This is a genomic window from Adhaeribacter aerolatus, from assembly GCF_007991635.1.
GTDB classification, from domain to species: Bacteria; Bacteroidota; Bacteroidia; order Cytophagales; family Hymenobacteraceae; genus Adhaeribacter; species Adhaeribacter aerolatus.
Genome location: NZ_BJYS01000002.1, coordinates 180,596 through 194,092 on the forward strand (window position 1 = coordinate 180,596; position 13,497 = coordinate 194,092).

General features: G+C 47.9%; 6 protein-coding genes. 5 read left to right on the forward strand and 1 reads right to left on the reverse strand.

Annotation, left to right across the window (positions count from 1 at the left end; all coding sequences use genetic code 11):
- Window positions 1-740 precede the first annotated feature (740 nt).
- Genes AAE02nite_RS02685 through AAE02nite_RS02695 form a run of 3 tightly spaced genes read left to right on the forward strand, consistent with a single transcriptional unit; the run spans window position 741 to window position 6,830 of the window.
- On the forward strand, window positions 741-2,138 hold the full coding sequence (locus AAE02nite_RS02685; RefSeq protein ID WP_146894903.1) for a c-type cytochrome domain-containing protein: 1,398 nt from the start codon (window positions 741-743) through the stop codon (window positions 2,136-2,138).
- Window positions 2,135-5,371 (forward strand): DUF1553 domain-containing protein, encoded by a 3,237-nt coding sequence (locus AAE02nite_RS02690; protein ID WP_146894904.1) that lies wholly within the window; start codon window positions 2,135-2,137, stop codon window positions 5,369-5,371. Before AAE02nite_RS02685 ends, AAE02nite_RS02690 begins: the two co-directional genes overlap by 4 nt.
- Before the next feature lie 10 nt (window positions 5,372-5,381).
- Window positions 5,382-6,830 carry a DUF1501 domain-containing protein gene (locus AAE02nite_RS02695; RefSeq protein WP_146894905.1) on the forward strand — a complete coding sequence of 483 codons (1,449 nt, stop codon included), beginning with the start codon at window positions 5,382-5,384 and terminating at the stop codon, window positions 6,828-6,830.
- Between the two features lie 205 nt (window positions 6,831-7,035).
- Here the strand turns inward: AAE02nite_RS02695 and AAE02nite_RS02700 are convergent, their stop codons facing one another.
- A complete protein-coding gene (locus AAE02nite_RS02700) occupies window positions 7,036-8,244 on the reverse strand; it encodes a CehA/McbA family metallohydrolase domain-containing protein (RefSeq protein ID WP_246150744.1) in 1,209 nt (402 codons plus the stop codon).
- 474 nt (window positions 8,245-8,718) lie between these two features.
- Here AAE02nite_RS02700 and AAE02nite_RS02705 point away from each other — a divergent pair, with 474 nt between their 5' ends.
- Window positions 8,719-9,885 (forward strand): FG-GAP repeat domain-containing protein, encoded by a 1,167-nt coding sequence (locus AAE02nite_RS02705; RefSeq protein ID WP_146894906.1) that lies wholly within the window; start codon window positions 8,719-8,721, stop codon window positions 9,883-9,885.
- Window positions 9,886-10,073: 188 nt separating this feature from the next.
- Entirely contained in the window at window positions 10,074-13,448 is a 3,375-nt protein-coding gene (locus AAE02nite_RS02710) for a ThuA domain-containing protein (protein WP_146894907.1), read from the forward strand.
- The last annotated feature ends 49 nt before the right edge of the window (window positions 13,449-13,497 follow it).

Here is a 13,497-nt window from a genome sequence, read left to right on the forward strand (position 1 = left end):
TGTAAAGCAGTTAGTGTTAAGTTTGCAGCCATACCATGGCTACCAACACCAGACATTCTGGAAGCTTGGGCAATAGTTTTCCCTTAATTTTTCGGAATGAAAAATTTTGCCATCAAGCCTTTGCTGAAAAAAAAAATTAGGCTGGGAAATAGCATGAGAGCCGCTATTCCGGTGGGGTAATTCTGTACGCTTGTTTCATTTACTCAGTTTTAGGTGGATTATGGTATTAATAGTTCAATGGTAATCAATCTTTTGGCAGGCAGTCAAAGACGGGGTGCTTTGGCTGCAAATTAAAGATTCAATCGGAGAAATATTTTGGCACTTTTCTGATTGAAGCAATGCACCGCTTTTTACAGCCAGTTAAATGCAATTTGTAATACGTACCTGAAATATTTTTATTTAAATTAATACGCTTTTGGTAACTGATTAGTAATGAAATGTTTATCAAAAATTCGGATGTACTTTCAACAATAATTTACAAAAGTTTAGGCCAAATTAAAATAAAAAACGCAATCAAAATTATTTTTAATTAATTTCTAACTCAAGTGAGATTTCTGTTTTTCGATTTTATATTGTGTAATCACATATATTATTTAAATATATATTGTAAAAAATTATAAATAAAGTAATGAAATAACATAAGTGTTTATACTTTTCTAATTTTCAGATTGTAGAGTCTTTTTGTATATTGCTCTATTCAGGCCTAATATATCTATCCTTTTTAATCACCACCATTCATTATGTCGGAGAACCTGTTATTGTTTTTTGGCCGTTTACACCCGCTCCTGGTGCACTTGCCCATTGGTATTTTAATGCTGGCCATTTGTCTGCATTTTCTGGCCCGTCGGCCAAAGTTTGCTTCTTTCGGTTTATTAATGCCAGTGCTTTGGTTTGCCGGGGCAGTATCGGCGGTGCTGGCCTGCGTGGCTGGTTTTTTGCTAAAACTTAGCGGTGGCTACGATCAGGGATCTGTAGATACCCACCAATATTTAGGCATCGGTCTGGCAATATCTTCGGTTTTATTAGTTGTGTTTGGAAATAAAGCAATCTTTAAAAAACTGCAAACCCCGGCCGTGCTGGTGGTAATTATTTTACTAACAGCTACCGGGCACTACGGCGGTAACTTAACCCACGGCGATGATTATTTAACCCAGCCGGTTTATGCCTTAATCGGTAAAGGTCCCGGTAAAAAAGAACGCCCACCCATTACCAATGTAAACGAAGCTTTGGTATACCAGGATTTGGTAGAGCCAGTGCTGGAGCAGAAATGCTGGCAGTGCCACAGCAGCAAAAAACAAAAAGGCGACTTACGCCTCGACACAGAAGAATATTTACTTAAAGGCGGCGAAAATGGCGAAATATTGGTGGCCGGCAATGCCGACAAAAGCGATTTATACAAACGCCTGGTTTTACCTCTGAACCACGACGACCGGATGCCGCCAAAAGGCAAACCCCAGTTAACCGAAGCCGAAGTGCAATTAATTCATTGGTGGATTACGGCCGGCAAAGGCGACTTTAAGAAAAAAGTTGCCCAGGTAGATAAAGACCAGAATATTGACGAAATTATTGCCGAAGTTAGCCAGCGAAGCGGGCAGAATACCGAAAGCACCCAGCCTTCGGAAATACCGGATGTGAAAGTTGCGCCGGCCAACCCGGAACATGTGCGGCAACTGCAAAATAAAGGCGTGGTACTCATGCCCGTAGCCAAAGACAGCCCCTTCCTGACTGCTAATCTTGTAAACGCCAAAAGCTTCTCCAATGCCGATATGCAACTGTTGGCTAACCTGCGCGAGCAGATTCTGTGGCTCGATATGTCGGGTTCTACTATTTCGGATGCCGGTTTGCAGCCTTTAGCAGGCTTTAAAAACCTCACCCGCCTGAGTTTGGATAATACAGCGGTAACCGATGCGGGCCTGAAGCACCTGGCCCCGCTGACTAATCTGCATTACTTAAACCTGTACGGTACCCAGGTTTCTGATGCGGGGCTTAAGAGTCTGACGGCTTGTAAGAGCTTGAAATCGTTGTATCTGTGGCAAACGCAGGTTACCCCGCAAGGCGTAGCAGCCCTCCAGAAAGCCCGTGGTAATGGCCTCCATGTTAATTTCCAAAGCACCACCGACACGACTGGCACGTTATGAAAGGCAAAATAAAATATTCCGGTTTACTGGTTGTGCTGCTAGCGCTTTGGAGTTGCAGCGAACCCGAACTGCCCCGGGAAGTGGAATTGGCCCTGGCAAAAGTGCCGGAACAAATAGATTATAACCGGCACGTAAAACCTATTTTATCGGATCGGTGTTTTGCCTGCCACGGACCCGATAAAAATAAAGTAGAAAACGACCTCCGGCTGGATTTACCAGCCGCCCACGAGAAAAAGGCGGAGAGCGGGCGGTTTGCCCTGGTAGGCGGGAACCTCGCGAAAAGCGAAGTTTTTCACCGTATTATCAGTACCGATCCGGAATTTATGATGCCCACGCCGGAATCGCACCTGACGTTAACCGCCGAAGAAAAAGCAATCTTAATTAAGTGGATAAAAGACGGGGCCGAATACCAGCCACACTGGTCGCTGGTGGCCCCGAAAAAGCCGGAATTGCCAAAAGTTAAAAATATTGCCTGGGTTAAAAACCCGATTGACCGGTTTGTGTTGGCGAAGCTGGAAGAGAAAGGCCTGAAGCCAAACCCGGAAGCCAGCCGCGAAACATTAATCCGCCGCCTTTCCTTCGACCTCACCGGCTTGCCACCCACCATTGCCGAAATAGATGCATTCCTGGCCGATAAATCGCCGAAGGCTTACGAAAAGGTAGTAGACCGGCTGCTGCAGTCGCCGCATTTTGGCGAACGGCTGGCGGTGGATTGGCTGGACGTGGCCCGCTACGCCGATACCCACGGCTACCAGGACGATGGCCTGCGCAACGCTTACCCCTGGCGCGACTGGGTGATAAATGCCTTCAATAAAAATCTGCCCTACGATAAATTTATTACCTGGCAACTGGCCGGCGATTTATTACCAAACCCTACCCGCGAGCAAATAATGGCTACCTGCTTTTTGCGCAACCACCCGCAAAGCCAGGAAGGCGGCATTGTAGACGAAGAGTACCGCACCGAGTACGTGGCCGACCGGGTAAACACTTTTGGCAAAACTTTCCTGGCCCTTAGTACCGAATGTGCCCGTTGCCATGACCACAAGTACGATCCCATCTCGCAGAAAAATTATTATCAACTGAGCGCTTTCTTTAATAACAACAACGAATCCGGCGAAATACCTTACACCGGCGAAGCCAGTCCTTCCCTGATATTGACCACACCCGAAGCCGAAAAAATACTGTCCTATATCCGCACCAATATTAAACCGCTGGAAGAAAAAGCACAAAATACCGGGCCTTATGAGCAAAGCTTTCGGCAGTGGTTAGCCACGGCGGCAAAAAAAACCGAAAAAACAGTAGCGGCTAAACCGGGTTTAATTGGCCATTTTACTTTCGACGAGAAAGAGCCGAAGAACGCCCTGAAAACACCTTTAACCGCGGCTTACCGGAGTGGGGAAGAAGGCAAAAGCCCGGTGGCCGTACCGGGGCAATTCGGGCAGGCCGTCCGGGTAGACGGCGACATGGGCATTGAGTTTAACGAACACCTGACATTTGACCGGCACCAGCCCTTTAGCATCAGCCTTTGGGTAAATAGTGGTAACGTAGGTGAAGAAGGGCCGCTGTTTAACCGCACCAACGGCATATTAGATAACTGGCGGGGTTACTCCTGCGACCTGAACAAAGACGGAACGCTTAGCATCCGGCTGACGCACGTTTACCCGGCCAACGGCATCGAACTGGTAACCCGCCAGAAAATTTCCCCCAAAAAATGGCGCCACCTGGCCCTAACGTATGATGGCAGCAGCAAAGCCAAAGGCATTCAGTTTTATATTGATGGCCGGAAGACGAATTTAAAAGTAATCAACGATAACCTGCAGCAAAGTATGCTTTACGCCAAAGATAAAGCTAACTGGGGGCTTCATCATTTCCGGCTGGGGCAAGGTTCCGTCAAATCAATCAATAACGTTGCTTTCGATGAATTCCAGGCGTATAACCGGCAATTATCGCCGTTGGAGGTAACGCAGTTGTCCGGGCAGCCAAATATTATTACGGATCTGTTGAAAACGCCGGTGGCTGATTTATCTAAAACGCAGCAGGAACAATTATTCCAATATTATTTACTGGCTTTCGACAAGCAATACGCGCAGGTGCAGGCGCAATTAGCAGCTCAGCGCGCGAAAGAAAACGAGCTCCTGACGAATCAGGAAGAGGTAATGGTGTATAAAGAATTACCCCAACCCCGGCCGGCTTTTATCCTCGATCGCGGCGCTTACGATGCCCCCGGAGAACGGGTAACACCCGCTACGCCCGAAAATGTATTGGCTTTAAATAAAAATATGCCGCAAAACCGCCTGGGCCTAAGCCGTTGGTTATTGAGCGAAGAGCAGCCCTTGTTTAGCCGCGTAGCTGTAAACCGGTTCTGGCAACAGTGCTTTGGGCAGGGCATTGTAAAAACGGCCGAAGACTTTGGCAACCAGGGCGACTTACCCACGCACCCCGAATTACTCGATTGGCTAGCGGTTAATTTTCGCGAAAGTGGCTGGAACGTAAAAGGCCTCCTGAAGACCATGGTGATGTCAGCTACCTACCGCCAATCTTCTGTGGCTACAGAGCAAAGCAGAACCTCAGACCCGGATAATAAATTATTCAGCCGGGCACCCTCGTACCGGCTATCAGCCGAAATGATCCGGGATAACGCCTTGGCAGCAAGTGGCTTGCTGGTGAAAAAAGTAGGTGGCAAGAGCGTGTTTCCTTACCAGCCAGCCGGCGTTTGGGAAGCCTTGGCCGTGCGCAATGCCGTAAAATACGAGCGGGGTAAAGGCGAAGATTTGTACCGCCGCAGTTTGTACACCATCTGGAAACGCAGCTCGCCGCACCCGGCCATGATTAACTTCGACGTGCCCGACCGCTACATGTGCAGCATCCGCCGGCAAAAAACCAGTACACCTTTGCAGGCCCTGGTTCTGCTGAACGATGTACAATTTGTAGAAGCCAGCCGGGTATTGGGTGAACAAATGCTAAAAACCGGCGGCAGCACCCCGGAAGCCCAAATTACCTACGCGTTCCGCGCCCTGACCAGTCGTTTTCCTCGCCCGGATGAACTGAATATCCTAAAAAATCTTTACCAGGAAGAACTACAAAGTTTTAAGCAGCATCCGGACCAGGCCGAGAAGCTTCTGCAGGAAGGGGAAACCAAAAGAGACAAAACCTTGCGGTCGGCCGAGTTGGCAACCTGTGCCGTAGTGGCCAATACCCTGATGAATTTTGATGAATTTGTGATTAAGCGATAATTAAACAGCCATGTGTTACCATCACCACCACGAAGAAGTAGCCAAACAGATGAACCGGCGCGAATTCCTGACTCGCACCAGCCTGGCTGGGGTAGGATTGGCTGCGTTATCGTCGCTGTTGCCCCAGCAATTGTTTGGGGATACCAACCCCAAACCGGTGCTGCCGCACTTTGCCCCCAAGGTTAAACGGGTAATTTATTTGTTTCAGAGCGGGGCGCCGTCGCAACTAGAGCTTTTCGATTACAAGCCCAAACTGAAGGAGCTATTCGGGCAGGAGTTGCCAGCCTCCATCCGGGGCAATCAGCGCTTAACCGGCATGACCTCGAACCAGAAATCGTTTCCGTTAGCCATGGGTAAATTTGAGTTTAAGCGGCACGGCAAAAGTGGGGCGGAGTTATCGGAATTATTGCCGCACATTGGTAAAGTGGCCGATGAACTGTGCTTTATTAAATCGATGTTTACTGAAGCCATTAACCACGACCCGGCCGTTACTTTTTTCCAGACGGGCAGCCAGCAGGCGGGCCGGCCCAGTATGGGATCCTGGTTGAGCTACGGCTTGGGCAGCGAAAACCAGAATTTGCCGGCCTTTGTGGTATTATTGTCGCGGGGCCGCGAAGGCGACCAGCCGCTTTATGCTAAATTGTGGGGCAATGGTTTTCTGCCTTCGGAACACCAGGGGGTTATTTTTAGGTCGGGCGAGAACCCGGTATTTTACCTGAACAACCCCAACGGCATAGACAAAATGAGCCGCCGCCGGGTACTTGATCACCTGGCCAAACTGCACGAAGCGCAGTACCAGCACGTGTACGACGAAGAAATAAATTCGCGGATTGCCCAGTACGAAATGGCTTACCGGATGCAATCGTCGGTGCCCGAAACGCTGGATATTAGCCGCGAACCGGATTATATTTATGATATGTACGGCGAAGATTCTAAAAAGCCCGGCACCTTTGCCGCCAACTGCCTGCTGGCCCGCCGCTTAATTGAGAAAGACGTGCGTTTTGTGCAGCTTTACCACCAGGGCTGGGACCAGCACGGCAACCTACCCAACGATATCCGGCACATGGCTAAATCGGTGGACCAACCATCGGCGGCGTTGATTAAAGATTTAAAGCAACGGGGTTTATTGGAAGATACGCTGGTAATCTGGGGCGGCGAATTTGGCCGTACCAATTATTCGCAGGGCAAACTTACGCCCGATATGTACGGCCGCGACCACCACCCGCGGTGTTTTACTATTTTCATGGCTGGCGCGGGCATCAAAAAAGGCATTACTTACGGCCAGACCGATGACTTCGGCTATAACATTGTAAAGAACCCGGTACACGTACATGATTTCCAGGCTACCATGCTGCATTTAATGGGCATCGACCACGAGCAACTAATATTTAAGCACCAGGGCCGCCGCTACCGCCTGACGGATGTAGCCGGGAAAGTAGTAAAAGGGGTTCTGGCTTAAATTGTTCTTGCATAAATATTCATTTATGACTTTAGAAAACCTTATGTAGCGGTAGAAAATTTTTGGCATCTGAAATTCAAGTCTGTCATTCAGAAGGAAACTTGTTGGCTACCTGCTAAATAGGTTCCTCCTGAATGACCGACTGGATTACTTAAACCTAGTGCTATCCGAGTACTTCTTTTTATCAGAACATTCTAAATAACTTTCATTTGGTAACCGGTTGGGTCCAGGCGGTTTCCAAATCGCCTTCCTGAAAAGGATTCTTCTGGCGTTTAGAAGAAATAACTTTTGCCCGCACGTACAGGTCTTTTGCCTGAAGTTTGTAGGTGGCTTTGGTGCCTTTTACTTCTTTTAATACCCGGCCGGCCTGGCCATTGCCAGATGCATTGGGCCCCCAGAACTGAATGGTGTAGTTGATGCCGGATTCTGGTTTTACCTGTACGGCCAGTTGGCCTTTTTTGTAGGTTACTTCTTCCAGTTCTACGCCCGTGGTGGCGTAAAAATCACCGGCTTCCATGGCTTCGATTAAGGCAGCGGGTGTAAGTTCTTTCGCCCGAACCATAATCCAGCCCCGGCCCGGATTGCTCAGCCCAACTTTTTGCTCCAGGTAATTATGCGAGTCGTCGGTGGCTAAGCCATAAAGCAGCGGTTTGCCTTGTTTCAAGTAATGGGTTAGCAGCCGGTCCCACAGTTCTTCCATGCCAATCGTTACCGAATCGCCGTAATTATGCACGTGTGGATGTCCGTTATATACCTCAAAAAAGCGTTCGCCTTTTAACTCCAGCATATCTTCTACTTTAATAGCCCAACCAAAATTAGGATGATTCAGGTGCGGGAACATGGGCTGGCCGGTACGTTGGCGCTGCTCGTAAACCTGGTTCAGGTTGTTTTGCATTACCTCCGCTACACTGTTGCCGCCCTGAGGTTTAATTAGTTCTTTCACATTTATAGCGTTCATGTGAATAGGCTTACCCTGGAAGCCGTCCGTAATTTCTTCCGCCTGAATAATCAGGAACTTGCCTTTTTCTTCAAATAAGGGCCGGTATTCGGCCAGGGTTTTCAGCTTCACACTAATTTTACCCGCCGAATCGGTTTTGTAGGTAACCCATTTTTCGCCGTATTTGGTTAAATATTCCCGGAACCGCTGCTGCCGGAACGGGTGCGTTGGAATTTGCTTCCAGAATTCGCCCTGGGCCAGAATATTATGGTCCGACAGCGCAATAAAATCATAGCCGTTGGATTTATACCAATCCATGATCATCTCCGGGAAATCATCGCCATCGCTCCAGTAAGAATGACTGTGCGTGTTGCCTTTATACCATTTGCCCTTGGCGTTCTGGGCCCAGGTTGTTGTTACCGACAGATAAAAGCATAATATTAGGAAGCAGCCTATAAGTTGTTTTCGCTTTCGCATGGTTATGATTGGATTTAGTACAGCCAAGGCAGTTGACAGGTTAATATATAAATTCGGGAGGTAATTAGTTAAACTACCTAAAGTAAATCGCCTGAAATTTTTCTGCAACAGAAGCCAGGCAGTAATTATTACGGAAGTTAATGTAAGAATTAAAGTACCTGGCTTAAGCAAGAAATATAGACATTATGGGTGAATATCTTATTTATTGGTAGATAATTAACCGCATTTAACTGTTAATTTATAAATCAATATTTTAGACAGAATATTCAGCTTGATTTGTGAATGCTACCGAAATATTCTACCTTAAAATCAGAACCTGAAATATAAAGTATTTATTCTGGTTTGATTAACCCGGCCAATATTTTCTGGTTCTCTTCGCCGCCGGTTAATTTTAAATAATGGCTATGCCTCTGAAATTTGGCCGCCATATTCAAAAATATTTATTTTAATTACTAATCTGTAAAAGCAATTGCCATGGTGTATATTTTTATCTTAGTTGCCTTCGTGGTAAAATGGTTATTCCTGGCTGATCCCACGCCCCGCTTCGAAGCCCAGATCATTGATGCGAATATTGCCATTGGCTACGGTCTGGCCCTGGAAGACGTGGACGGCGACGGTAAAAAAGATATTTTGCTGGCCGATAAAAAACAATTTGTATGGTACCGCAACGGCGACTGGAAGCGGTTTGTGATGGTAGAAAACCTCACCGAAAGTGACAATGTATGCCTGGCCGCCCGCGACCTGGATGGCGATGGTAAAGTAGAAATAGCGGTAGGCGCCCAATGGAACCCTGGTGAAACCAGCGATTTGGCTAAATCCGGTTCGGTTCATTATTTGATTCGGCCGCAGGATCCTACGCAAAAATGGGAAGCTGTAAAATTACCGCATGAGCCTACGGTGCATCGGATGCGCTGGGTAAAATCAGCCGAAGGTACTAATTACCTGGTGGTGTTACCGCTACACGGCCGGGGTAATAAGGGCGGCGAAGGAGCCGGCGTAAAAGTATTGGCCTATAAAATGCCGCAGAATCCCCGGAGTTCCTGGGCTACCGTTACCCTCGACGATGCCCTGCACCTAACGCATAACCTGGACGTGGTAGAAACCAAATCACCGCAATGCACCGACCTGTACATTGCCAGTAAAGAAGGCGTTAGATTAATTTCGAATTTTAGCGATAAGAAAACGACCGGCAAAGCGGCTATAATAAGCGGAGTAGGACAGGGTACCGGTGAGGTGCGGGTGGGCAACCTGGGCGGCAACCAAAAGTTTTTAGCTACCATTGAGCCCATGCACGGCACCACTTTGGCAGTTTCCGTGCTCGGAAAAAATACTACCCGTAAGGTACTCGACGAAAATCTGAAAGAAGGTCACGGGCTGGCCACCGCTGATTTATTAGGTTTAGGCCGCGACCAGATTGTGGCCGGCTGGCGCGTTCCCAACGCTGAAAACAAAGTAGGCATAAAACTATATGTGCCCACCGACAAAGCCGGTACCCAATGGCAAGCACACTGGATAGACGATAACGGCATGGCCACCGAAGACCTAAGAGTGCAGGATTTAAACAATGATGGTAAACCCGATATTGTAGCAGCCGGCCGGGCTACGAAGAATCTGAAAATCTACTGGAACCAATCTAAGTAGCTTCTTTTAAGATGCAAATATTCAGGTGCTTGCGAGACTAGGAACAGTGGGTAATAAAATTTGTTTGATGGTTGTATTTTCCTGAAAAATGGTTGTTTTAAATTAAGAAAATATAGTATTTTTGGAAATTGTAAAACCAACAATAAGGCAGTTACCGGTTCACTAAATATTATCCATCTATTCCACCCATGTCTACTTCTAAATTTACCGCGCGGGTATGGCTTTATCTGCTATGTCTGACCGGCGTTTCGGTGGGCTTATATTCCTGCTTAAGCTCCAAAGGTACCAGTGCCCGTGCCAAAACACCCCGTATCTTAGTGTTTTCTAAAACCGCCGGCTGGAAACACAGTTCTATTCCTAACGGCATTGCTGCCCTACAGAAGCTGGGCCATGAAAATAACATCCGGGTAGATACCACCAAAAACGCCCGTTACTTTACCCAGGACAGTCTGCAAAACTACCAGGCGGTAATATTTTTAAGTACTACCATGAACGTGCTGAATGCCCAGCAGCAGGTAGCCTTTGAGCGCTACATCCAGGCGGGTGGGGGCTTTGTAGGAATTCATGCTGCCGCCGATACCGAATACGAGTGGCCTTGGTACAACAAACTCGTAGGCGCTTATTTTGCGAGCCATCCGCATAACCAAACGGCTACCGTTAACGTGCTGGATAAAAGCCACCCGGCTACGGCCGCCTTGCCCGATAAATGGCAGCGTCTGGACGAGTGGTACAACTACAAATCCATCAACCCTAACATAAAAGTACTTGCCAACCTCGACGAAACTACTTACCAGGGCGGCATTAACGGCGAAAACCACCCCATAATCTGGTACCACGAGTACGATGGTGGCCGTTCTTTTTACACCGGTTTAGGCCACACCGAAGAAAGCTATGTCGATCCGGTTTTTCTGGGCCACCTGTTGGGCGGCCTAAAATATGCTATTGGCGATGGCAAGCCGCTGGATTACCGCAAATCTTACGCTGTGCAGGTTCCCGAAGAAAACCGGTTTGTGCGGACCACTTTGGTAAACGACCTTAACGAGCCGATGGAATTAGCCGTAGCCCCCGATGGGCGGGTATTTTACGGCGAACGGAACGGGAAATTATCGATTTATAGCCCAACTACCCGCCAAGCCAGTCTGGTGCGGCAGTTCCCCGTGGAAACGAAAGAAGGTTTAGGCTTACTGGGTTTAACCCTGGACCCAAATTTTGGGCAGAATAATTTTATTTACGTTTTCTACTCGCCGGAAAAAGAAAAATACAAGCACTACATTTCCCGGTTTGTCGTGAAAGCCGATAATACGCTGGATGTAGCTACCGAAAAAGTTCTAATTCAGATTCCGGTAGAATTGGAAGCTAGTGCCCACCACGGCGGCTCCCTGGCTTTCGATAAAGATAAAAACCTGATTATTGCCACCGGCGACAATACGGTTCCTTTCCAGTCGAACGGCCACGCGCCGATTGATGAGATTCCAGGCCGGATAATTTACGATGCCCAGCGTTCGGCGGGTAACACCAATGATTTACGCGGCAAAATATTGCGCATTCACCCGAAAACCGACGGCTCTTACACCATTCCGGCCGGTAATTTATTCCCGAAAGGCACTGCCAACACCCGTCCCGAAATTTATACCATGGGTTTGCGTAATCCGTACCGCCTGGCGGTACACCCGGTTTCTGGTGGCATTTATTGGGGTGAAATTGGTCCGGACTCTGGTAAAGACAGCGAAGTGCAGGGGCCTAAAGGTTATGATGAATTTAACCAGGCTAAAAAGCCCGGCAACTACGGCTGGCCTTATTTCATCGGGGATACTAAGCCCTATAACGATTATGACTTTGCCGCCAAAACCGCCGCTGGTCCTTTTAATGCAACTGCCCCGGTAAATAATTCTCCCAACAACACGGGTTTAAAAAACCTGCCGCCCGCGCAGAAAGCCATGATCTGGTACCCGTATGATGTTTCGCCGGAGTTTCCGGAACTGGGCAATGGTGGCCGCAGTGCAATGGCCGGTGAGTTTTTTCAGTTCAATAAAAATGCTACCTCCGCTTTCAAGTTTCCCGAATATTACGACAAAGGCTTGTTTGTTTTTGATTGGATGCGCAACTGGGTAAAAGTAATTCGCCTCGACGAAAACGAGAGCTACAAACGTACCGAAGATTTTCTGCCATTTACCGGCAACTTCAAACGTCCCATTGATTTGGCTTTCGGCCAGGATGGCGTAATGTACATGCTGGAATACGGTTCGGTGTATGGTATCGATAACGAAGATGCCCGCTTGGTAAAGTTCGAGTTTAATCCGGGTAACCGGGCACCGGTAGCCAAAGCCGCCGCTTCCGATTCAATTGGTGTTGCACCTTTTAAAGTAACTTTCTCCAGCAAAAAGACCTACGATTTCGACGAAGAAGACAAAGTAATGTATAAGTGGTTATTCGATGGCAAAACCGTTGGTTCTACCGAGGCTAACCCCGCCTTTACCTACGCAAACAATGGCATTTATCAGGCCATTTTAAAAGTAACCGACAAAACAGGTGCCGTAGGTGCCGATACCATTGAAGTAAAAGTAGGTAACTCACTGCCGCAAGTGGCCATTACTACCACGGGCAACCAAACTTTTTATTGGGATAATACCCCGCTGAAATATTCCGTTAAAATAAACGATAAGGAAGATGTAAAAATCGACCCGAAAAAAGTACAGGTATATTTTGATTATAACGAACAGCCCGCGAAAAACGAAGCTTTGGTAGGCCACCAGATTTTAAGTACGCAGGAAACAAATACTTTAGGTAAAACCCTGATTGCCGGCAGCGACTGCAAAGCCTGCCATACGCTAGATAAAGTTTCGGTGGGGCCGTCGTTTACGGCAGTGGCGCAACGGTACAAAGGCGATGGGGGTGCGGTAGATCGGTTGGCGAAGAAAATTATTCAGGGTGGCGGCGGCAACTGGGGCGAGCACGCCATGAGTGCGCATCCGCAGGTATCTAACCAGGATGCTTCCGAAATGGTAAAGTATATTTTATCGCTGGCCCAAGCCAAAAAACAACGGAATAATTTACCAACCGAAGGCACCGTGAATTTCACCCAACATGTAGGCAAGCGTCAGCGGGGCCAGTATGTGTTGCTCGCGGCGTATACCGATAAAGGTGGCAAGGCAGTAGGGCTTTTAACCAACAGCCAGGTAGTGGCATTGCGGCCGGCCCGCCTGAGTGGCTGGGAAGCTGACCGGTTGAATAATATTGATCGCTGGGGAAATAGCTTGGGCAATGCCCATAACGGTTCTTTCCTGCTGTTTAAAAACGTAGACTTAACAGGAATTAGCGGCTTAACTTACCGTTTGGGTACCACGGGCCGCGACGGACAAATTGAAGTACACCTGGGTTCGCCAAAAGGTCCGGTAATAAGCACTACCGCTTTTACGGCCGCTGCCGCTAAAGATAAACGGCTGGAGGCTACCGCCGCCCTGACGCCTACCACTGGTAAACACGATTTGTACTTTGTAATAACTAAAAAAGATGGCGCTAACGATAATTTGGTTAACGTGAATGCCATTCAGTTTAACAAATAAGCCGAAAGTTTAATGCAAATACAGAAAGCCATAATCTGCCGGGTTATGG

Coding starts and splice junctions, on each gene's coding strand:
- AAE02nite_RS02700 (WP_246150744.1), bottom strand. CDS start 8,244: ATGCGAAAGCGAAAACAACTTATAGGCTGCTTCCTAATATTATGCTTT.
- AAE02nite_RS02685 (WP_146894903.1), top strand. CDS start 741: ATGTCGGAGAACCTGTTATTGTTTTTTGGCCGTTTACACCCGCTCCTG.
- AAE02nite_RS02705 (WP_146894906.1), top strand. CDS start 8,719: ATGGTGTATATTTTTATCTTAGTTGCCTTCGTGGTAAAATGGTTATTC.
- AAE02nite_RS02695 (WP_146894905.1), top strand. CDS start 5,382: ATGTGTTACCATCACCACCACGAAGAAGTAGCCAAACAGATGAACCGG.
- AAE02nite_RS02710 (WP_146894907.1), top strand. CDS start 10,074: ATGTCTACTTCTAAATTTACCGCGCGGGTATGGCTTTATCTGCTATGT.
- AAE02nite_RS02690 (WP_146894904.1), top strand. CDS start 2,135: ATGAAAGGCAAAATAAAATATTCCGGTTTACTGGTTGTGCTGCTAGCG.